Source organism: Rhodococcus sp. IEGM1428 (assembly GCF_050321865.1).
In the GTDB taxonomy this organism is placed as follows: Bacteria; Actinomycetota; Actinomycetes; order Mycobacteriales; family Mycobacteriaceae; genus Rhodococcoides.
This window is the reverse complement of sequence record NZ_JBNQFW010000008.1, coordinates 1-18,916: the sequence shown is the minus strand read 5'-3', so window position 1 is coordinate 18,916 and position 18,916 is coordinate 1. Positions and strand designations below refer to the sequence as shown.

The 18,916-nt window shown below is 64.9% G+C and carries 20 protein-coding genes and 1 pseudogene; 11 read left to right on the top strand and 10 right to left on the bottom strand.

Annotation, left to right across the window (positions count from 1 at the left end; all coding sequences use genetic code 11):
* Positions 1-325: 325 nt before the first annotated feature.
* Together ACQR3T_RS25800 and ACQR3T_RS25795 are read left to right on the top strand one after the other, a co-directional pair.
* Positions 326-826: a hypothetical protein gene (locus tag ACQR3T_RS25800; RefSeq protein ID WP_428695406.1), complete on the top strand. Its 501-nt coding sequence runs from the start codon at positions 326-328 to the stop codon at positions 824-826.
* Positions 827-1,012: 186 nt separating this feature from the next.
* The gene (locus ACQR3T_RS25795) at positions 1,013-1,756 is read left to right on the top strand and encodes a hypothetical protein (RefSeq protein ID WP_428695405.1); all 744 of its coding nucleotides are present in this window, start codon (positions 1,013-1,015) and stop codon (positions 1,754-1,756) included.
* A gap of 142 nt (positions 1,757-1,898) precedes the next feature.
* On the opposite strand, the gene mobF is transcribed toward ACQR3T_RS25795, so the two are convergent.
* Positions 1,899-6,449: a MobF family relaxase gene (mobF, locus tag ACQR3T_RS25790; protein WP_428695404.1), complete on the bottom strand. Its 4,551-nt coding sequence runs from the start codon at positions 6,447-6,449 to the stop codon at positions 1,899-1,901.
* Positions 6,450-6,664: 215 nt separating this feature from the next.
* Between mobF and ACQR3T_RS25785 the strand changes: the two genes are divergently transcribed.
* The 7 genes from ACQR3T_RS25785 to ACQR3T_RS25755 all read left to right on the top strand — a co-directional run bounded on the left by ACQR3T_RS25785 (position 6,665) and on the right by ACQR3T_RS25755 (position 10,102).
* The gene (locus ACQR3T_RS25785) at positions 6,665-6,958 is read left to right on the top strand and encodes a hypothetical protein (RefSeq protein WP_428695403.1); all 294 of its coding nucleotides are present in this window, start codon (positions 6,665-6,667) and stop codon (positions 6,956-6,958) included.
* Positions 6,955-7,590 (top strand): M48 family metalloprotease, encoded by a 636-nt coding sequence (locus ACQR3T_RS25780; RefSeq protein WP_269601566.1) that lies wholly within the window; start codon positions 6,955-6,957, stop codon positions 7,588-7,590. Before ACQR3T_RS25785 ends, ACQR3T_RS25780 begins: the two co-directional genes overlap by 4 nt.
* A 365-nt stretch (positions 7,591-7,955) precedes the next feature.
* A complete protein-coding gene (locus tag ACQR3T_RS25775) occupies positions 7,956-8,474 on the top strand; it encodes a hypothetical protein (protein ID WP_428695402.1) in 519 nt (172 codons plus the stop codon).
* On the top strand, positions 8,471-8,806 hold the full coding sequence (locus ACQR3T_RS25770; protein WP_428695401.1) for a hypothetical protein: 336 nt from the start codon (positions 8,471-8,473) through the stop codon (positions 8,804-8,806). Before ACQR3T_RS25775 ends, ACQR3T_RS25770 begins: the two co-directional genes overlap by 4 nt.
* Complete coding sequence (locus ACQR3T_RS25765; RefSeq protein ID WP_428695400.1) at positions 8,803-9,201, top strand: hypothetical protein; 399 nt, start codon at positions 8,803-8,805, stop codon at positions 9,199-9,201. Before ACQR3T_RS25770 ends, ACQR3T_RS25765 begins: the two co-directional genes overlap by 4 nt.
* Positions 9,202-9,220: 19 nt before the next feature.
* Positions 9,221-9,739, top strand: coding sequence for a hypothetical protein (locus ACQR3T_RS25760; protein ID WP_428695399.1), 519 nt, complete (start codon positions 9,221-9,223; stop codon positions 9,737-9,739).
* Positions 9,740-9,889: 150 nt separating this feature from the next.
* Positions 9,890-10,102: a hypothetical protein gene (locus ACQR3T_RS25755; RefSeq protein ID WP_135047241.1), complete on the top strand. Its 213-nt coding sequence runs from the start codon at positions 9,890-9,892 to the stop codon at positions 10,100-10,102.
* Positions 10,103-10,126: 24 nt separating this feature from the next.
* Here the strand turns inward: ACQR3T_RS25755 and ACQR3T_RS25750 are convergent, their stop codons facing one another.
* From ACQR3T_RS25750 to ACQR3T_RS25725, 6 genes and pseudogenes are all read right to left on the bottom strand, one after another.
* Positions 10,127-10,717, bottom strand: coding sequence for a DUF4333 domain-containing protein (locus ACQR3T_RS25750; RefSeq protein WP_428695398.1), 591 nt, complete (start codon positions 10,715-10,717; stop codon positions 10,127-10,129).
* A 109-nt stretch (positions 10,718-10,826) separates the two neighbouring features.
* Complete coding sequence (locus ACQR3T_RS25745) at positions 10,827-11,423, bottom strand: DnaB-like helicase N-terminal domain-containing protein (protein WP_428695397.1); 597 nt, start codon at positions 11,421-11,423, stop codon at positions 10,827-10,829.
* 78 nt (positions 11,424-11,501) lie between these two features.
* Positions 11,502-11,645, bottom strand: coding sequence for a hypothetical protein (locus ACQR3T_RS25740; RefSeq protein WP_428695396.1), 144 nt, complete (start codon positions 11,643-11,645; stop codon positions 11,502-11,504).
* A gap of 36 nt (positions 11,646-11,681) precedes the next feature.
* A pseudogene (locus ACQR3T_RS25735) lies at positions 11,682-11,915 on the bottom strand (glutaredoxin domain-containing protein).
* A gap of 1,069 nt (positions 11,916-12,984) precedes the next feature.
* On the bottom strand, positions 12,985-13,329 hold the full coding sequence (locus ACQR3T_RS25730) for a hypothetical protein (protein WP_428695395.1): 345 nt from the start codon (positions 13,327-13,329) through the stop codon (positions 12,985-12,987).
* The gene (locus ACQR3T_RS25725) at positions 13,326-14,180 is read right to left on the bottom strand and encodes a hypothetical protein (protein ID WP_428695394.1); all 855 of its coding nucleotides are present in this window, start codon (positions 14,178-14,180) and stop codon (positions 13,326-13,328) included. The genes ACQR3T_RS25730 and ACQR3T_RS25725 overlap by 4 nt, the downstream gene beginning before the upstream one ends.
* A gap of 171 nt (positions 14,181-14,351) precedes the next feature.
* Between ACQR3T_RS25725 and ACQR3T_RS25720 the strand changes: the two genes are divergently transcribed.
* Both ACQR3T_RS25720 and ACQR3T_RS25715 read left to right on the top strand, forming a co-directional pair.
* The gene (locus tag ACQR3T_RS25720; RefSeq protein WP_428695393.1) at positions 14,352-15,053 is read left to right on the top strand and encodes a hypothetical protein; all 702 of its coding nucleotides are present in this window, start codon (positions 14,352-14,354) and stop codon (positions 15,051-15,053) included.
* Positions 15,050-15,421, top strand: a complete 372-nt coding sequence (locus ACQR3T_RS25715) for a transcriptional regulator (protein WP_428695392.1) — start codon at positions 15,050-15,052, stop codon at positions 15,419-15,421. The genes ACQR3T_RS25720 and ACQR3T_RS25715 overlap by 4 nt, the downstream gene beginning before the upstream one ends.
* Positions 15,422-16,366: 945 nt before the next feature.
* Here the strand turns inward: ACQR3T_RS25715 and ACQR3T_RS25710 are convergent.
* The 3 genes from ACQR3T_RS25710 to ACQR3T_RS25700 form a co-directional block, all read right to left on the bottom strand.
* Complete coding sequence (locus tag ACQR3T_RS25710) at positions 16,367-16,927, bottom strand: hypothetical protein (RefSeq protein ID WP_428695391.1); 561 nt, start codon at positions 16,925-16,927, stop codon at positions 16,367-16,369.
* A 141-nt stretch (positions 16,928-17,068) separates the two neighbouring features.
* The gene (locus ACQR3T_RS25705) at positions 17,069-17,998 is read right to left on the bottom strand and encodes a hypothetical protein (protein WP_428695390.1); all 930 of its coding nucleotides are present in this window, start codon (positions 17,996-17,998) and stop codon (positions 17,069-17,071) included.
* Between the two features lie 132 nt (positions 17,999-18,130).
* On the bottom strand, positions 18,131-18,391 hold the full coding sequence (locus ACQR3T_RS25700; protein ID WP_428695389.1) for a hypothetical protein: 261 nt from the start codon (positions 18,389-18,391) through the stop codon (positions 18,131-18,133).
* Positions 18,392-18,916 lie beyond the last annotated feature (525 nt).

Sequence of the window (18,916 nt, the reverse complement as noted above, 5' to 3'; positions counted from 1 at the left end):
TCAGCACACCTGGAATCAAATTGTGTCCGCCGCAGCTGAGCGCGCACACGTCCCGGAATGCCCTGTGCTCTTGTCCGGCGATTTCGCCCTGTCGGTCGCCGAGCGCCTGGGTATTCCCCACTACGACGTCAACCATCGCGCCAATGCACTGACCGTCGCGAGAACATTTTGCGGTGAAGACGGCCATGCCGAGGTCGTTCTCAACTATCGACTCCTCAGCCGCGACGGGCGTCGTGTCGAAACTGAAGGGACGACCGGAAGCTCATCGCGATACCTTGCACACGAGTTTTTCCACGCCGCAGTGCATTCCAGAGGAGAAAGCTCCGTGCGGCCAACACGCCCCTTGGCTACCGACGCTGCTTTCTGGCTGTCCAATGCGTGGAAGCTACTCGACGAACTGCGAGTCGAGCGCGCACTCTATGCGGTCGACTGGCCGCAGGACATCGACTTCGTGGGCGAGCTCGAACGCAATCTGGACGACTTCATGTCTGTGGTCAAGGACCCATCGGCGGACGTCGCTGGCTTTACGACGCGCCGCATGAACGGGTTGTGCGACCGTCTCGGCCACGCCGCTGCCACCTCACGACTCGGCTACAGCCCCGTGTGGAACCGATACGGAGGCACCTGCCGCCACGAATTCCTCGAAGTCCTACGAGACGTCCCCCATGCAGGGACAAGGAGCACAACGGGAGAACTCGCCGACCACGCGGACCGCATCGCACACTGCCTCGAGCACTGGTACGGCGAAGCGACCGGCTACAGAATTGAGTCGCCTGCGCCCGGATCCCTACTGTTCGTGGCAGATTGGGCTGCAACCGAAAGGTGACCATAAGGAAGACGCGGTGCGCACTCATCCTAGGTCTGGTCGCACAACCACGATCGTCGTACGTAGCGGTTCTGCACATCCGTACTGCCCAGGTGTGTGGGTCACCTGCAGGCTGGCTCGACGACGCACGTGTAACCTGCCGAAATGGAAGACGACGCCCAGTTCGACACCGCGGTCATCCACAACATGATCGAGATGTTCGTTGCTCCAGTATTCCGCAGTAGAGGCCTTCCAGACGACCCTCATACCGTCGGCCGATTTCTGGTCGAGCTACCAGCGAATGGTGAAACTCCAGCGATCTACATAGACGAGGAGGTCGACGGCAAACTCCTAGTTACGATCTCTCGCGAGGACGACGGCCACCAGTATCTGGACCGCGTCGAGCCGCAAGAAGGGGTAGTGCAGCCCAGTAGCGGCTGGGTGGCGTACTGGCGGTCCGGTGCTGCAGGGGTCCTCGGGTTCGACTTTCGTAAGAATCTAGACCAGGTTGAAAAGTTAACTCTCAAGGCCGAGAAATATTTGGCCGCAGCCAAATCTGTTGGCGAGGAAAACCTCTCTCCTGCAATGGAAATGCTCTTCGCCGCGGCCGAGCTGACCGTGCAGGCGTTGATGTTGCTCCAGTCGCAGCCCACCCAGGATCACGGCGCGCGGCGTCAATGGTTACGACAGTGGGCGGCTGCGCAGAACAGCCCCGCCTCTCATTCTCAGGTCCTCGATGATCTCGCATCGAAACGGTCGATAGCGCGATACTCACCGACGGATCCGAAACTCAAGATCGGGCGCTTCGAGGGACTCGTGAACACAGTGCAGGCGATGATCGACCAGACCCGCACACATGCCGGTGACAATGCTCCGGCGGTGAACGTCGAAATTGCAAGCCAGTTCTACCGACACGAGGAATGGACCGGAAACCGTCCGACAACCACGTAGCCACCGGCCGGCCGGACCTCTAAGACCAACGTCCACCAACAGTGAATTGCTCGAAGGGCCATGCCAACTCGATGCCGAATACTCCCCGGATCTCGCGGTGTAGCAGCTCAGCTTCGGTGTGAGGTTCGGCCCACCGTCGGAGCTACAGCCGCGGGCCGCGCCGCTGGTGTCCGTGTTCGGTGTTCTGCTGCGCGATGGTGTGGTGGTGCTCGATGTTCTCGGCCTCGCGCTGTAGTCGCTGCTGTTCGTCGCGTCGTTGCTGCTCGATGTGGTCGTGCATGGTGTCGATGTTCGTGTGGACGGTGTTGTACGGCGCGTGCTCGGCCCGGTTCTCGGGTCGGTCGCCGGCGATCGAGGTGGTGTCGGTGACCTGGTAGCGGTCTCGGTAGGCGGCGATCTCGGCGGCGGTGCGATTCCATTCGGTCGCGAGGGCGTCGTCGTCGGGCCGCTGCTCGAGGTGGCGGGTGAATTCGAGGTCCGGGGTCGAGGCCGGGTCGGGGACGGCGGCGATCCGGTCGACGGCGGCGGCGTGCTCGGCGGCGATGTCGTCGTATCGGTTGTCGAGTTGCTCGCCCAGGACGGGATCGACGAGGTGGGCGTCGAGGTCCGGTGAGGGCACCCAGTGCGGTGCGTCCTGGTCGACCGGTGTCCGGTGTGTGGGCGCGATGTCGTCGAGTGCGTCGACGATGCCTCCGGCGAGGACGCCGGGGTGTGTGGCGGTGTGGATGTCGCGGCACAGCTCGTCGAGGTCGTAGCCGCCGTGTGCGGTCAGTTCCCGCATTCGGGCGATCGCGGTGTTCCACCGGGGATCGTCGCTGCGTGCTGCGGTGGCCATCGCGATCGGGAAGTGCTCACGCATCGTGTCTCCGTGCTCGGCGAGCCACCTGGTGTTCGCGCGTTCGGCCGCGTCGGTGACGGCGGGTACGAGGTCTTTGATGAGGGCGCGGGCGGTGACGTCGTCGCCGCGTGTAGTCAGTTGCTGGGCGTGCCAGGCCAGTGCCTCGTGGGGTTCGATTCCTGCGAGCGCTGCGGTGCGCAGGTGTCGGCCGAGGCGGTGCACGCCGGGTTCGGCGATGAGGCGTTCGGCGGTCGCGGGGTCGAATGCGGCCTTGATGGGGCGCTGGACTCGTGCGGTGTCGAGTTCGGCGCGGGCAGCGTCGTAGTCGCGGATCCGTCGGCCGATGCCATCGGTCTCGGCGGGTGCCGGCCGAACGGTGGTGTAGCGGTCGGCGACGAGTCGGGCGTAGTCGTCGAGCTCTTTGTCGGTGCCGGGTGTGCGCGGCGGGAGCGGGGGCAGCTCGTGTTCCGGCCGCCCAGTAGCGCCGGCCACCGTGTCGATGTCGGTGGTGGCGGCAGAGCTGTGGGCCTCGACGATGCGTGAGTTGAGCACTCTCGCGACGTCGCGTGCGGAGTGGAGCTCGCCGGCGGCGAGTGCGTCGACGAGGACGTGGCGGGCACTGTCTCCGCGGTCGTGGATCTCGGCGAGGGTCGCGCGCAGTGCTGCGAGGCTTCCGGGGTGTTCGGCTTGCGCGGTCGCCAGTAGCGCTGCCGGCAGTGCCCGGTCGAGGACGGTGTCGAGCCAGTGATCACGCAGGCGGGTGTGGGCGGCGAGGTATGCCTCGCGGAGCCGGTCGGGGCTGTTCGCGTGTTCGGCGGCCTCGCGTATCGCGGTGATGGCGGCCTTGTGGCCGTTGTCGTTGGCGAGGATGCGGGTGAGGACCTCGCGGGAGTTCGGGGTGTCGATCTCCGAGAGGTGCATTCCTTCGGTGTCGAGGGTGACGCCCGGTTCGACGGGCACGTACAGCTCGTTGTTGGTGCGCCCGCGGGTCAGTGCGACGTAGAGCCCGGCTCTGTTGGTCGTCGCGCTCACGGCGGTGTGCGAGGTGTCGACGGTGATGCCTTGGCTGCGGTGCACGGTGGCGGCGTAGCCGAGTTCGGTCTTGCTGCGCACGTAGTCGGCCGGCAGGGTGATCGTGCCGTCGTGAGTCTTGCTGCGGACGGTCAGCGAGCCGTCGTTGCCCACGGCGGTGACGGTCCACAGGTCGCCGTTGCGGACGAACATGTTCCGACGCCGACCGCCTTTGGTGCGCAGGGCGCGGGTGTTGCGGCGGGTCAGGATGGTGTCACCGACCCCTGCGGTGAGTTCGTCGGACAGCTCGGCGGTGCGACGGGACTTCACCGTTCCTTGGCTACGGAAGTGCTCTTGGATGGCGAGGTTGACGGTGCGGACGTCCTCGCCGGTGGAGAGCATGACGAGCGAGGACTTCCCGGCTGCGATGTCGGCGAGGTACGCGCCGGCGGCGGCGTCCTTCATCTCCGTGGCGGTGCCGTCGTGGACCCAACCGCGGTCGTAGAACATCTCGAGGCTGGCCGGGTCACCGTGCCGCAGATCGAGCGAGTTCTCGGCTTGTTCGGTGTCGCTACCGAACCGCACAACGGTGGTCAGTTCGGGCGCACGAGTCTCTTCGGCGAGCAGGCGCAACGCACCGCCGGTTTCGACGGCGTCGAGCTGGTTCGGATCTCCGAGCAGGCGCACGACTGCGCCTTTGGTGGCGGCGATCTCGGTGATGGTGGCGAGGTCTTTGGTCGAGGCGAGGGAGGCTTCGTCGACGAGCAGCATCGCGCCGGGCCGAATGTCGATCCGGTCGGACAGGGTCAGGGGTTCGTTGCCGTTCTTGCCTCGCCACGGGTAGGTCAGGGTGGCGAGTGTGTGTGCGGTGACGCCGATTTCCTCACCGAGGGTCTCCGCTGCGACGGCCGACGGGGCGAGGGCGATGACCTGATATCCGGCCTTCTTCCAGGTGTCGGCGACGGCCTTCATGGCGGTGGTCTTGCCGGTGCCGGCCGGTCCGATACCGACCGCAACGAGGGTGCCGCTCCCGACGAAATGTTCGGCGAGTTCACGTTGCCCGGCGTTGAGGGTGCGTCCGTCCTTGCCTGTCGCGGCGGCGGTGATGACCTTGTCGAGTGCGGCTTGCGGGGCGATGTACGCGACCGGGGTCTGTGCGGCGTCGAGCAGGGAGTGTTCTGCTGCGAGGACGCTGTGCGAGGTGTGCAAGGCGGTGCCGGGGCGGGTGAGGATGAACTCGCCGTCGCGGCGGCGCAGTGCTGTCGGAGCTTCGGGCAGCTCGGGGAGCGGCATGTGTACCGATGTTGCGAGGACACGGTCGATCACGGCGGCGGTGGCGGCGCGGCGGGCGGTGTCGTCGGTGAAGGCGACGGCGGCGAAGTTCGCATCGACGGCGGAGTGGACGTGGGTGATCGCCCAGTTCGATCGCTTGTCCTCGAGGCGTTCGAGCACACGCTCGACCTCGTCGTCGAGGGAGTCGAGGGTGCGCATGTGCTCGCCGACCTCGCGCACGCCGGAGGCGTGGTCTCGTTGGACCTGTTGCCACCCCGCAGCGAGAGCGTCGACCTCGCGTGGGGTGCCGAGGATCTGCGCGGACCGGGTGAGCCAGGCGTTCTGCATCTCGCGCAACGTTTGCGGTTCCTGCTTGCCGGCGCGGGTGTCGAGGTTGGCCTGTTGGTAGAGCGAGTACATCGCTTTGGGGGACGGCATCCGGCCGTGTTCGGCGCGGTACTCGGCGACGAGCTGGTCTCTGCGCGTTTCGATCTGGCTGCGGCGTGAGGAGAACATCTCGCACAGCTCGCGCGGGACCTGCTCGATTTCGACGACGTCCTGCCGGCCGTGGCCGGTGGAGCGGGCGGCGAGGGTGAAACCGAGTTCGGTGTGCAGCTTGGACATGATGGTGGCGTTGTAGCGCTGCGAGGCCGGCACCGCGTACCGGTGCAGGATCGACCCGTCGAGGGCGCGCCACTTTCCGTCCGATTCGGTGCAGACCTTGATCGAGACGACGGCGTGGGTGTGCAGGTTTGGATCCCCTGCGCGGGAGTCGTAGTGGTCGTAGAGGGTCGCGACCAGACCGGTGGTGTCCTGGACTTCCTGGCTGGTGTTGCCTGTGCGGGTGAAGCACGCTTCCTTCTCGATCCAGCCGAGGGCGTCGGTGACGGTCTCTTTGTGGATGCGCTCGATTTCTCGGCGGGTCCCGTCGTCGGCGAGCGCCCACATCACCGACACGCTCTTCGGTGGGGTGAAGACCAAGTCGTAGCCGGCGACGGGCTGGCGGACGCGGGACTTCTGCGCGCTGATCCACGACCGGAGCTCACGGTGATCTTCCGGCGGTCGGCCGTGGCCGTCGGTGAACAACCAGGTTCCGACCTCGTCCATGATCTGCTGCGACTGCGCTTTCGATGGCGCGTGCCCGTGCTCGCTGCGGAACTCCCCCACGGCGGCCTTGTGCTCACGGAGCAGCTCGATGTCGTTGGAGAATTCGGGGAACTTGCGGCCGAGGCGGGCTGCTTTGAGCGCGGCCTTCTCGTTCGCGCCCTTGGTAATTGAATCTTCGATCAGTGCTGAGGCGTTCGGATGCAGCCCACTACCGAACAGCGCTTTCATCTGCGGCTCGGACACCTGCCCACCGCCGGTGATCGACGCGGCCACAGTCGGGTCGATCCCGGCCTGCATCTGTTCCAGATTGTCCAGGCCTGCCCCGAACCAGACACCCGGCGGTGTGCCGTGCGCAGTGTAGTAATCGGTCAGATCTTGGCCGTGCTCCCGTTCGCGGTCAGCGGTGGCCACCTGCTTGGTCAGATACTCGTAGCCATCGCCCGCGTGCAGTACGTGGAGCGTCATCACACCGCCACCCTAGACGCCGCAGGCGGGCAGGCGGAAGGCCGGAACCCCCCCAAAGTCTGGATTTCAGCAAGAGGTGTGTAAATCATCTAGGCTTTTGGCAGGCGAAGCCTGTGCAGTAAGGCCAAGCCCTCAGATGCCTTCGGCCAGGTCACAGACTTGGGGCGGTCGGAGCTGGGGTCGCGGGGGTCAGGAGATGGAGAGGCAACGGGGTCATGGGGTCGACAGGAGATCGGGTAGCCGCCCGTGAGCGGGGATGGCAGAAGGCCACCCGCGAGGCGGGTACAGCGGTGCGGGAGCGCGAGAGGGCCGCGCGGCGCTTCGCTGCAGCGCGGGCACAACGTGACGCGGCCGAACAGGCAATGGCGGCCGTGCTGCGCGAGCTGGTGGACACGACAGGGATGTTGAAGACCGCAGCGGCGATCGTCGGAGTGTCCTTCGAGGAGGCGGAGCGGCTGACCGACGAGCTCGGGGGCGATCTGCTGCCGGGCGAAGGCGGCCAGAAGTGACCGAGACGAAGCCGGCGGAGATCACCCTTTCTCCGCAGCAGCGACAAGCATGGGTCGACATGGTGGCCGAGGTGTCGACAGCGTTGGGCATGACCACTCCGCCCGCCGTTGAATTCGATTGCACGTCGGAGCTGAAGGGCGCGATGCGCTACCACCACCAGCACGACACCGTGACGGTCTTCGGTGGTTGGGTGGCGGCCGAGCCAGACCCGCAGTCGCTGGCATCGAAAGCCCTTGCCGCTCACGAATTGGGCCACCGCCTCGATCGCGATCGACTGCGCCGGCGGCGCAGAGTTCTCCTTGCCGGTTACGTGGTGCTGTGCGGTGCGGTGGCGGCTGCGGTAGTGCCCGCCCTGGCCGAGTCCTGGGCCAATCCCGGGCGGTTCGGACCGATGATGCCGACCTGGGTTGCGTGGGTTCCTACCGTCCTCATTCTGGTGGCAGCGTCTTGGATGGCGGCCGTACGGTGGCCGGACGAAAACCGCGCCGATGCCGTTGCCGCGTCGTTGTACGGGCCGCCGGGGGTTCATGCGTTTCTCGATGTGTTTGCCGAACATGCAGGCCGGTCGGCGTCGTGGATCAGTCCCACGCACCCGTCGCATCGGATGCGCCGGGCGCGACACCCGCAATGACCTACCCCGCGTGCCGGTGCGATGTCCCCGGTTGTGTGTCCGGCCCCGATTGTGGGTGCCTGAGATCGAGCGGAGCGGTGAGAGGAATCTCGGGCATCCATATGAGGATGAAGGCCGGTGCACAGTTGGGGGCACCGCACCCGATCCCCTCGCCCGACGATGAGCACGCCTCCCGGCCGTGCACCGGTCGTGCACGTGGTTCATCTCGTCCGTCCGCTGTCGTCTTGCGACGCCGGACGGTAGAGTTCGCAGTGCGTTCGAGCGGTGCCGTGTGGGCCCTCCGCCGAACGTCGATCACGTGCACCCTCACCGACTCTCCCCGTGTCTGCGGGCGGTCGGTTCGACGAGAAAGGCCCACACACACCATGACTGTCACCCAATTGGACCCCGGCGCGATCCGCGCGGCCGCCGAAGCGGCGATCAACGAGCGCATCGCGAAGGTCGAAGCGATCACCGACGCACAGCAGAAAGTCGTCGAGGCCGAAGCCGACGACGCGAAGGCGCGTGCGGCCGCCGACGCGGCAATCAAGGAAGCTCACGCCGCGAAACGGTCGTCGGCCAAGACCGTCGAGAAAGCCAAGGACGCGGTCACTACCGCGTTGCGGGCCGCACTCGACGGTGGATGGACCGCGCAGCAGTTGCGGGACATGGGGTTGACGGTGCCGACCTCTGTCATCGCGTCCCCGAAGCCGGCTTCGACGGGATCGGGACGCAAGAAGCGGCCGGTGCGCATCGGTGTTGCCAGCGCCGCCACCGAGTCGGCCAAGCCTGGTTCGGGTGAGTCGGCCGACGCCGCTACTCCCCCTCCCTCCGAGTCCGCACCGAACTCCGCGACGCCGCCTGCGGCGCAGGAGTTCGCCTCCGCCGGGCAGGGTGCGCAGTGAGCGCCCTGGGCGCGCTCGGCGTCGTCGTGTCGAACTCGGTGGGGCCCGATCCGTCGACGTTCGCGGCATCGATCACCTACGCCGACAGTGCCGGCGAGCCGGGAGCACCGGTTGCATACGGGGAGTTCTTCACCTTGCTCGACGCAACCCAGTTCGTCGTCACCCAATCCTGGGTACTGGCGATCACCCGCGAGTACGAGCACCTCGCCGCGACGATCGTGCGCGGCGGTCCGGTCGACCCCGGACTGCGCCTGCTCGACGCGACCGGGACGCCGACGGAGATCTCCGACGCCGTCGGCGAACTATTGATGAGTCAGGCGGGTGCGCGATGACCGGCGAACGCAGCGAGCCGGCGTTGAGCAAGACCGACGTCCTCGAGCTCGACATCCTCGCGCTGCTGCAAACCGCGGAAGCGAACGAGGCGTTCGACACCTACGGCCCTCTCATCACCACGCGGACCGCGCCGCAGTTCGCGGACCTGTTGCGGATGATCAACGCTCTCGCGGCCGGCGGCGACTTCGAGTCGGCGATCGACGCGGAAGTGTTCGCGGCCGTGCACTCCCCCGTCGACATCTCGCGGTTGGAGAAGTTCGGGGTGTTCGCGACGTCAGACCCAGTCCTCAAGCTCACCGCCGTGCAGACGCTCCGGACGATCCACGACGCCGAGACCGCGCCGGCATCAGCAGAAGCGCAGTCGCCGGCGTTCGGTCCGGGAGACGTTAGGTGATGGTCGGCGGGCCGGGCCGGTGCCGGAACCGTTAGGTATCGGCGGGGCAACAGAACTCGCGCGGTTCGAGCGCTACATCGTGCGCGGCCCGCGCGATGATTCGTGTGCGATCTGGGTCGGCGCGGTAGCCGACGACGGGTACGGCCGGTTCTGGTTGACACGCAATGGCCGGCAACGGGTGGTGCGCCCGCACCGGTACGCGTTGGCCCGTGCGCTCGGTGTGCCGCTCACCGACGAGGTGACGGCATTGCACCTGTGCGACAACCCGATCTGTGTACGGGTCACCCTCGATCCGGACGCGGCAGCGGGCGGGTTCGGGGTGCGTCATGTCGTCGACGGGACGCAGTCGCAGAACCTGCTCGATATGGGAGCCAAGGGCCGCGGCGGTGGCCGGCGTCAGCGCGGGCTTTGGTACGGACCCGATCGGGCCGCGAGAGCGGCGCGGTCGCGGCGGCTACGCGATGCGGTGCGCGGTGGGTGGGACGAGGACGCGGTGCGTGCTGCGTTGCTCGATGAGGCTTCCCCGACGCTGTTCTGAGTCCCGAACGTGCGTCGGGCGGTGATCGCCGGTCGGTTGTGGCACCGACTGTGTCGGTGGGTGGGTGTGTACTGACAGCCATCGGAGGCCGGTCACGTCGAATCGTCTGCGCGAGTGAAAGACACGAGGAACGAAAGGGGTGGGCTGGAGATGGCTGTGTATCTCGTGGCCGCTGCGATCCTGGCGTACGTGGTGTTGCGGTCGGGACAGCGAGCGGACGGCACGTGGAAGTTCGCGCCGTTGCGCGCGACGGGAATGCTCGCCGGTGGGGTGTTTCGGATCGTGGTGTTCGTGGCAGTGTTCGCGTTCGCGATCACGCTCGGTGCGTTGTTCAGCTCTGCCCGAAGTGGGTTTTCCCCGTAGCAGTTGTCGAGGGCATTGCCTGCGTCATTTCGGCAAGCTCACTTCGTAGTCGCCGTCGGATCCGGTGAACGTGAGCGTCACCGTTTTGTCGGCTCCGTCGACGGTCAGAGAGCATGTCACGCTCGTGCCGTCGACGACGGGGATCTGTGTCGGGCACTGCACATTCGAGACGTCGGATGCCCCGTAGTTGTCGGTCACCACTTTCCGCACGCCGTCCTCGGCAGAGTTCTGATCGAGTGTGCGCGTTGTGGCACTGCCGGTGTCGCCGCCGCTGACATCGATCTGGGTGTCGCAGTCGACGATGGCCTGATCTGCGATCGCTCGGGCCTGAGGTCGCGGAACGCCGACCGAGTCTCCGTACTTCAGATCCAGGTTCGGATCACCGCGATTGTCGCCGGTCGAAAGATACTCGAGCACTGCTCGGCCGAGAGTGGCGCAGCCGTTATTGCTAGCGACGACAAGCCCGTCATCCGACGTCTGAGGGCTCGGGGTACCGGCTTCGGTTGTCGAGCATCCGGTGAGTGCGATTGCGGCGGTGCCGATCATGCCGAGCAGCATCACCCGGGCACGCCGCGTCGATGCTCGTCGCGCAGCTGGTCGATACGTGATGTTCACAGTGCTCACCTTCGATAGTCGCCGCCGGGAGTAAACCGTAGCGCCGCCGTCAGCTACCGCCGAACGATTCGAGGGCCACGATCGCGGCGAGGCACTGCCCGAACGGCGGTCATGCCGTTGCTGGTTGCCGAAAGCTGTTCAGCCGGTTGAAGGCTGCCCGCTGCCGGGTGCCGAGTTCGACCATGTAGTCGAACAGGTCGGCTTCGGGTGCTTCTTCTGCGGCCTGTGCCAGTCGCTGGCCGGCGATGTGGAAGCTGCGTCGGTAGGCCTGCGACAGGACGTTGTCGGCGTAGTGCACGGCCGCGACGGAATGCGCGCCGGCCGTGACGATGCCCATGAGGCGTTTGCGTAGCGGGGCGTCTTTGGCCCCGTCTGCTCCGGATCGGATGAGTGCACCGGTGACGGAAGCGAAGTCGTGGGGTTGGCCAGCGGCGATGAGGTCGACGATGTGGCCGTACATGCGCGCGTGCGCAGGATCCTCGAAGTCCGCCGCGGTGAGCGTGCTGGTGATCCGCTCGACGTCCGCACCGTCGGCGCTCTGGTTGCGCACGTCCATCAGTGCACACAGGAGCATCGCTTCGGGGTCGGTGGCCGGGTCGTATCCGGGTTCGACCGATGTATCGAGGTCCTCGACGGGTGCGAGGTCCGCGCGTGCCTGCGCTGCCGGGTCGTATCCGGGTGTGGGGACTGCGCGTAGTGCGTTCATCTGGGCCTCGTGTTCGTGTCGGGTCGGACGTCGTACCGGTGGGACGTTGCTACCGGCTGTGCTGCATCGCGTCGGTGGTCAGGATGCGGCTTTGTCGATGTCGCTGTGCTCCCTCTCGGCCTGGTCGGCATGGCGTGTTGTGGGGTGTTCTGCGGTGAGTTCGGCGTCGATCTGGCGGTCGATGTAGTCGGGATCGGGGGTGTAGGCGGGTACGAGTCGCATGGCGGGGCCTCTTCTGTGTTTGTGGGTTTGTGGGTTTCAGGCGGCGGCGAGCTTGTCGAGGGCGTCGATCCGGAACCCTGACCAGTGGGTGTCCTCGTCGACGACGACCACGGGTGCCTGGAGGTAGCCGAGTTCGCAGGTGACGAAGTGTCGTGCGGTGTCGTCTTTGGTGATGTCGACTGTCCGGTAGTCGAGGCCGTGCTTGTCGAGTCGTTGTTTCGTTGCGTCGCATTAGCTGCAATTCGGTTTCGTGTACACGGTGATCGACATATCTGCCTCCTTGTAGGAATTGCTGCTGTTGGCTTCCATTCTACGGCAATAGGGGGTTTTGCGCCACGCTTTACAGCGGCGCTATTGCTTCTGTTTCCGTTGCTGCCCTTGCTATTTCGAGTTCTACTCAACATCCTTGAATTCTCATTTCAGGACCGTTGTTAATAGTTATCGACATTCTTTATCGAGGTTGTCTCGCATAGCACCCCTCCTTCCTGACCGCTTCCCTGGAATTTCTTTTGCCTGTGGTGGCTGGGAAGAGAAACCAGTGCACGGGAACGACGGGGCAACCCTTCGGACGGACAGTTTTCGTGGGAGCGCAGCGAGTACGGGACGAAAAGTGTTCGGAGCCTCGGGGCCGTAGCGCAGCGGAGCGAGGGGTTGAGCCGGCGGTCACGGGTGATGGATGCTCGCCAGAAGCCACCTACGTCGAAAGAAATTGATTCTTTTCGCTCTGTTGAGTGCGGAGCGCAGCGGAGTTCGGTTCGGTGCAGCCCGTTGGGGTGCGTGTGGCCCGCCGGGGCCTGCCTGTGCGCGTGGCCGGCCTCTGGTGGTGGGACGCAGAGCGCCGCCGGAGCTGTGCTCTACGGCGGCGTGGTGTGGGGTACGGCTGTGCACGTGATTGTGCGGGAGCGACGGAGGGTGAGGACGCTGGGTGTCGCGGTAGCTCTGCTGTTGGCGGTGGGTGTCGGTGGTGTGTGGCAGTCTCTCGGTTCATGGACAGCGACCCTGTGTTCGAGTCGTCGACGAGTCAGTCGAGTTTGGATGATTGCCCACGATGCAGTAATCCAATTCCGTTGCCGTTGGACAATTTTTGTGCGCGGTGTCGGTTTCCGCTACGGGTGGATTCAGAGAAGCGGGCGGCAGGGATTCATTCTCGGCGCGCTTGGTGGCTCCGTCGGCGTCGTGGTTAGAGCGGTCAGGTGGTGGCGGGTACGAGGGTGTCGGGTTTGACGAGGTAGGGGTAGACGCCGGGGCCTGGTGTTTCGTTTTCGACGAGGATGCGGCCCTCGGGTTGATTGTCGGTGATCGAAGCCGATCCGGATGGCTACTGTGGTGGTGGTGTCGGTCATGTGATGGGTGTGATGGCGTCGGCGGGGACCCATTGCCGATCAAGGTCGAGTCGGCCCTTCTTGTTGCCCGTGGGGATCGAAAACGACACTTGCGCAAGCCAATCGCCCACACTGGTCCGGGCCCATGCGAACAGGTTTCCTTCGACGATGGTGTCCATGGCCAAGCCCTCAGCCCTCACTTTCAAGGCCGTGGTGTCGCGGAATCGTCCGCCTCCGGATCGCCCGATCGCGAGCGCCACACTCACTTTCACTGACCTCGGTGGATCGACGATGCGGCGGGTGGGTGGCTCGAAGGTGGTGGGCCAGGCGTCGAAGATGCCGGCCTCGTTGTTGGTGGTCATTGCGCGACCGCGACGGGCCGGTGAGCTGCGAGTTCGTCGGCGGGTGCGGGTGTCCAGCGCAGGCCTTGTTCACCGAAGGTGGGAGCGGTGAGGGTGTAGCGGCCGGTGCGTTGTTGGGTTCCGCGGCCATGGACGGTGGTCTCGAGGGTGATGGACTTGATGCGGCCTCTCCCCTGCTCGATTCCGCCGTAGCTGTGGACTGTCGATGTGATCGTGAGATCGATACCGGGCATGTGTCCGTCGGTCAGGATCAGCACGCTCGCCTGCCGACGATTCCTGGCGAGTAAAGCTCTTGCGCGCGTGGGTGGTACGTCTCGGCCGTGGACGGTTGTCACGACCAAATCGACCCCGTCGAGACAAATGCTGGCGGCGTCGAGAGGATCAGTTTTTCCAGGATCCACAAGATGCACCTTCGCGAGATCGCCGCCGTGTTCGTGGACGGCGAGCAGGCTCAGCCTCGGTTGGCCGATGAGAGCGACGTGGTGGCCGGCGGCGGACGCTTCGGCGACGAGGGCGATGAGTATCGATCCGGCGCCGGTGACAGTGATGGCGGTTCCGCGGGCCAGAGCTCGGCGCGGGAGCAGTGCGGCGAGTGGTGGGGGTACGGGCATGGTGCGGAGGGTTTTGCCGCGCACGGCGGCGCTGAGCGGTTCCGAGTCGTCGGCCCCGACTGCGAGGTCCGTACCGCTTGCGATGGGTGCCACTGGTTCGGGTGCGGTGATGCTGGGGAGGTCGGTGGGTGCGTGGTCGCGGCGGCCGCCGGGGACTGTAGCCATGCGGCGGCGTAGGACGTCGAGTTGAGTAGCTCTGTCGAGTCCGGTGAGGTCGCGAATGGCGTCAACGATGGCCATGGGATCGACCTTTCGCCGTGCCTGCAGAAACTACCACCAAGGTAGTCGAACATGCGTTCGATTGTCGAATCCCCGCATCGCCAGGGTGGCGCGACCGACTGTTGACAGATGAGCAGTTCGTCGGCATGCTTGGCGACAATAGATTGTTAACTAACAACCTCAGGAGATGCAGTGACCTCAGAGGCCGACGACGCACGATCATCGCTGCAGCATGCAATTCGGGTGAAACAGGAGGCGGCGCAGGGGCGTCCACACTTGTGGATCTATTTGGTCGTGTTGGCCGTTCTGGTTGCGGTGGCCGGTCCGATGTATGCGCTCGACCCGGATCTGAGATTGCACGCCTTGATGGGAGGCGCGACTTACGCGGCCTCCCCGGCGCTCGTCGAGTTCTATTGGCTGCTGTTTCTGCCGCTGGTGTACCTCACGGTCGGTTCGTATGTGTGGGCTCGAGCACGGCGGGAGGGCGTCCGGATCAGCCACGTCGTGCCTGCCCTTGCAGGAATAGTCGCCTACTGCCTCTTCGTCGTGTGCACAGTGGTGTGGCCGAATCTCGTGACGTCGCTCTGGCCCGCTGTCGGCTCCAGCCTCTCGATGCGCGGGCTACTCCCCCTGTTCGCTATTCCGTTGGTCCTGGCCGCGTGGGCCGTGAAGGTTCGGGACTGGCCTATGGGCCTGGTTTCGGCCCTGACTTTTGGAGCGGCACTGGTCGCGAATCTTTACAACGTGGACAACCCTCTACGTGCGTCGGGCTTGAACATCTCGATCGAGCAGTCCGTCAGCATCAATGTCTACTTCTTTGCGGTGGTCCTTCTCGTCAGCGCGTGTGTCGCATTCGCTGTCGATCGAGTGCCCTCGCGGGGGCGAGAGTTGTGAGCGACGGCGAGACGTCGGGAGACGAGGTTCGGCATCCGTCGACTGGAATCGACGAACGTATTCACCAGAAGACCCGTCTAGGAATCATGTCCGTGCTGTCCGCAGCAGACTCGGTGGAGTTCACGCGAATTCAACGCATTCTCGACATGGATGCCGGAAACCTTTCGCGGCACCTGAAAGCTCTCCAAGACGCGGCTCTCGTTCGATCCGAGAAGGGGTACCACGAACGACGACCGCGCACCTGGATTTCGCTGACACGGGAGGGCAAAGTCGCTCTCGCACAGGAAATCCAGGTGCTGCGGTCAATTATCGAGCAGGTCGATCAGGTAGCCGGATCGACCGACCCCGTCACAGGGACGGCTCAGTAGACATTCGCACAGGGTCGACCGGCACTCTGGTAGCTGCCGTTGGCCTGTTTGATCCACAACGTCGCGCACACCGTTCCCGCTCCTGTACCGGTGGCCGAGGTCTGAGGATTGACCCGATCGGGGCTGTTCCAGTAGAAGCCGTTCGGCCCGTGACCTCGTAGTGCCCGAGTCCGGCACCACCTGGAACGTTGTTGCTCAAGGACGCGTACCAGCGACTCGGGTAGCCGGACAGGTACATTCTGACCCAACCGTTCGAGACATTGGCGTCGAGTGTCCCCACTTCGCCATTGGTTCCTTGGGTCGTTGCCGACGGCGGTGGGCTCGGCTGTTCCTGCGCATTGGCAGCGGACGGCACGAGTACAGCAGCACAGCATGCGAGCGATGCGGCCGCGACTGAGATTCGTTTCATTTTCATTCGAGGAGGCCCCTTTGATCATTTGTCGGAGAAGAACCGAACGCGAGACGGACAGGTGCCGACCGGCCCCGCGGGCATGACCGAAGCACCTTCGTTGACGCGTTGATAGGTCAACAGTGTTGCGGCGTAACCACTTTCGTGACCTGTTCACTCCTCGCAAGCTGAAGCTAAGCACAACATCGCCGCGATGTAAACCGCTCGGTCTTGTTTCTTCCGGTCGGCCAGGTACATGTTGTCGCACAACGGAAATCAAGAGGGCAACTCAAAGGGCAGAGTCCACACGTATGCGGCCCCATGGGTGTATAATTTGTTTGCAATTGCCTTACCTGAACATAGGACATACCGCCCGGTTCGTCCAGCCGTTGGCACCAAAGTGTCATTCGAATGAATGAACCCGATGCATCGGGAGAGGAACTGTAAAGGCGCTGTCGGGCAGCAATAGTCAGCGTTTCGCACGACCGGTGATATCGGACTGCACGCTGGGCGGGTTGGCCCGAAGGTGAGGGGCCTCCTCCACTGTTTGTGTGCGATCAGTCGAGGCGGCTGAACCAGCTGCCACCGCGGAGGCCCGCTCCGCCCAGCCCGTGAGACGGCGGCGGTGCCGTCCACAGGCGTTCGACCTGTTCGGACGCCTCGATGATCTGATTGCCGTCGATGGTGACTGCCGCTTCCGATACGCCGAGCCGGGGAATCGCGGTCACGATGTGCAGGGGCCCGGGAGGCGGAACGGGACCGAGAAAGATGGTGCCGTGCAGTGCCCCGGTGTTCCCGTTGGAGCTCCGAACTTCCAGGACGACCCCTCGCGGTCCGCGCCGATCGATCGCCAGCTTTGTTCCGTCTCCCAGCTCGACTCCGAACAGAATCGACGCATACCGCGCAGAGTCCACGTGCTCTTCAGCACCGAGAATCAGTCCCAGATCCGACTGCCTGGTCAACGCGGAAACCGAGAACATCACCCCGAACGAGTAGACCGCGACGCTGGACAGCCATACGACTGCGCTCCCGGTCTTGTTCAGCTCCGGAGGGCTCGATAGAGGGATCGGTCGTTCACTGCGAAAGCCTTCGGTCATGGTCGAGTAGTCGAACCGCATCCCGCACTCCCTGCTCTCCTGGTTTGTTGCTTGCTGTTCCGGATGCGCACCCTTCATCGCGGATGCGGAGTCGATGCCGGAGGCGGCGAGGTAGTGCCGTGAACGCGTCCACTCCCCCGCGTGACGCCCGGACCCCGCCTTTCAGTTGTGGCGGCGGTCTTCCTCGAGGCCGCGGAGTCGATCGAGTTCGGCGCGTTGCAGCGAGATTTCTTCGCGTAGGTCGGCGGCGATCGTTTTTTGTTCGTTGATGCGTTCGGTGTAGTCGCGGCGTAGCTCGACCTCGCGTTTGGTGGCGTCTGTCCGCTGCTGGGCGAGTGTTGCTGCGTTGGTGCGGTTGTCGTCCTGGTGGGCGGCGCGTTCTGCGGTGAGATCTGCTCGCAGGGTCTTCGTCTCGGCGCGCACCTCAGCGAGGTCGGCTTCGAGGCGGCGTTCCTTCTCGTCGTAGCGGTCGATCGATTCGCGGTGGCTGGTGTTGAGCGAGGCCACGATGGAGTCGTGATTGTCCTGTAGGGCAGTCATGTCGGCGCGTTGGCGTGCGTCGAGCTCGTCGAGGCTGCGCTGGTGCGCGACCTTCTGTTCCTCGACCTGCGTGCGGGCCTGCTCCGCTGCCTGCTCCGCTGCCTCGGTCCGCTCCCATGCGTCGGCGGCATCGGAGCGGAGCTCGTCGTTCTCGGCGTCGAGGGCGTCGGCGCGGACGGTCGCAGCATGCGCGGCCGCTTCGGCGGCCGCGGCGCGCTCTTCGGCGGCGGAGACGGTGCGTGCGGTTTCGGCGCGCATCAGCTCGAGACGCTGGTCGAGGGCTTTGGGGTCCGACACGGTCCCGATCGCGGATTCGACCCGCTGGACCAATGCGGTGATCTGTTCGGCCTGCGCGGCCAGGGCCGGCAGGACAGCGGCGAGGGAGGCGACGGCGAGTTCGGGGGTTGCGGTGTCGGCTTCGTCGACACCGGCAACTGCCGCGCCTTTGCCGGCCTTTTCTGCTGCTCTGGCTCGGTGTGCCCGCACCCGGTCGGACGCGCTGGCGTGAATGCGGGGTCGGCCTGGCTTACGGGGCGGCTCGGCTGCGGTCATGACCGAACTCTACCATTTCATTTCATATCGTTACGTTTCATATCATTACGTTGACGTAACGGAATGGGAGACAAAAAGGGGGTCCCGGCCCCCGTAGTGGGACCGGGACCCCAGAGGGGGGGAATGTCCGGCTCAGTGGGTGCACCAGAAGGATCCGACCGGGATGGCTGCTCCCGGCTGCCCGGCGCACCACCGGCAGGTGGTGTCGTGCTCGATCCGTCCGAGCACTCCCTCGGCCTCCTCGATGAGAAGTGGCAGCTCTACTGCGCGCGCAAGCGCGAGCGCTTCGGTGGCCCACCGGGCCGCCCGCGGATCTTCGGCGGGGCAGTGAGTGGCCTTGCCGATGAGGCCGGTGATGATCTGGTGATCGTTGAGCAATTCGTTGCTGTTCATGACAGGGACACCTTCCAAAGGTTCGGATGAGACGTCCCCTATCGACATGACGAGGGTGGACTGTCAAACCGCGTCTTGGGAGCGTGCGACCGCGGTTTGATTGGACGGGGTCCCCGGCATGTCAGACTGGGACGACTCGTACGACCAAAATGGTGACCCATATGGGGCGGCCCCGAAGGGGACGTGCGGACGCGTTCACGCGACCGAATACTGTTGCACTGCAACGCCTATGGTTGCTTCAATAGCTCACCTGTGGCCCAGCGGTGTTACGTTCTCACAGCCTGTGTGTCCGTTTCCGGGAAATCGGATTCGGCTCGATTGCGGCTCGAATTACCGTGTCGATGAAGAATGCGGATATCGACGCTGGTTATCCTCGAGAAGACGAATGCGGTTGCGCATTGCGAATGTGTCGATGAAAGGTTTTTGCGGCTGTGGCCAAACGAGTGACAACCCAATTGGTGGACGATATCGACGGGTCGGTCATCGACGACGAGTCCGGCGAGACGATCGAATTCGCGATCAACG

Coding starts and splice junctions, on each gene's coding strand:
- ACQR3T_RS25795 (WP_428695405.1), top strand. CDS start 1,013: ATGATCGAGATGTTCGTTGCTCCAGTATTCCGCAGTAGAGGCCTTCCA.
- mobF (WP_428695404.1), bottom strand. CDS start 6,449: ATGACGCTCCACGTACTGCACGCGGGCGATGGCTACGAGTATCTGACC.
- ACQR3T_RS25785 (WP_428695403.1), top strand. CDS start 6,665: ATGGGGTCGACAGGAGATCGGGTAGCCGCCCGTGAGCGGGGATGGCAG.
- ACQR3T_RS25775 (WP_428695402.1), top strand. CDS start 7,956: ATGACTGTCACCCAATTGGACCCCGGCGCGATCCGCGCGGCCGCCGAA.
- ACQR3T_RS25765 (WP_428695400.1), top strand. CDS start 8,803: ATGACCGGCGAACGCAGCGAGCCGGCGTTGAGCAAGACCGACGTCCTC.
- ACQR3T_RS25755 (WP_135047241.1), top strand. CDS start 9,890: ATGGCTGTGTATCTCGTGGCCGCTGCGATCCTGGCGTACGTGGTGTTG.
- ACQR3T_RS25745 (WP_428695397.1), bottom strand. CDS start 11,423: ATGAACGCACTACGCGCAGTCCCCACACCCGGATACGACCCGGCAGCG.
- ACQR3T_RS25740 (WP_428695396.1), bottom strand. CDS start 11,645: ATGCGACTCGTACCCGCCTACACCCCCGATCCCGACTACATCGACCGC.
- ACQR3T_RS25730 (WP_428695395.1), bottom strand. CDS start 13,329: ATGACCACCAACAACGAGGCCGGCATCTTCGACGCCTGGCCCACCACC.
- ACQR3T_RS25725 (WP_428695394.1), bottom strand. CDS start 14,180: ATGGCCATCGTTGACGCCATTCGCGACCTCACCGGACTCGACAGAGCT.
- ACQR3T_RS25710 (WP_428695391.1), bottom strand. CDS start 16,927: ATGCGGTTCGACTACTCGACCATGACCGAAGGCTTTCGCAGTGAACGA.
- ACQR3T_RS25705 (WP_428695390.1), bottom strand. CDS start 17,998: ATGACCGCAGCCGAGCCGCCCCGTAAGCCAGGCCGACCCCGCATTCAC.
- ACQR3T_RS25700 (WP_428695389.1), bottom strand. CDS start 18,391: ATGAACAGCAACGAATTGCTCAACGATCACCAGATCATCACCGGCCTC.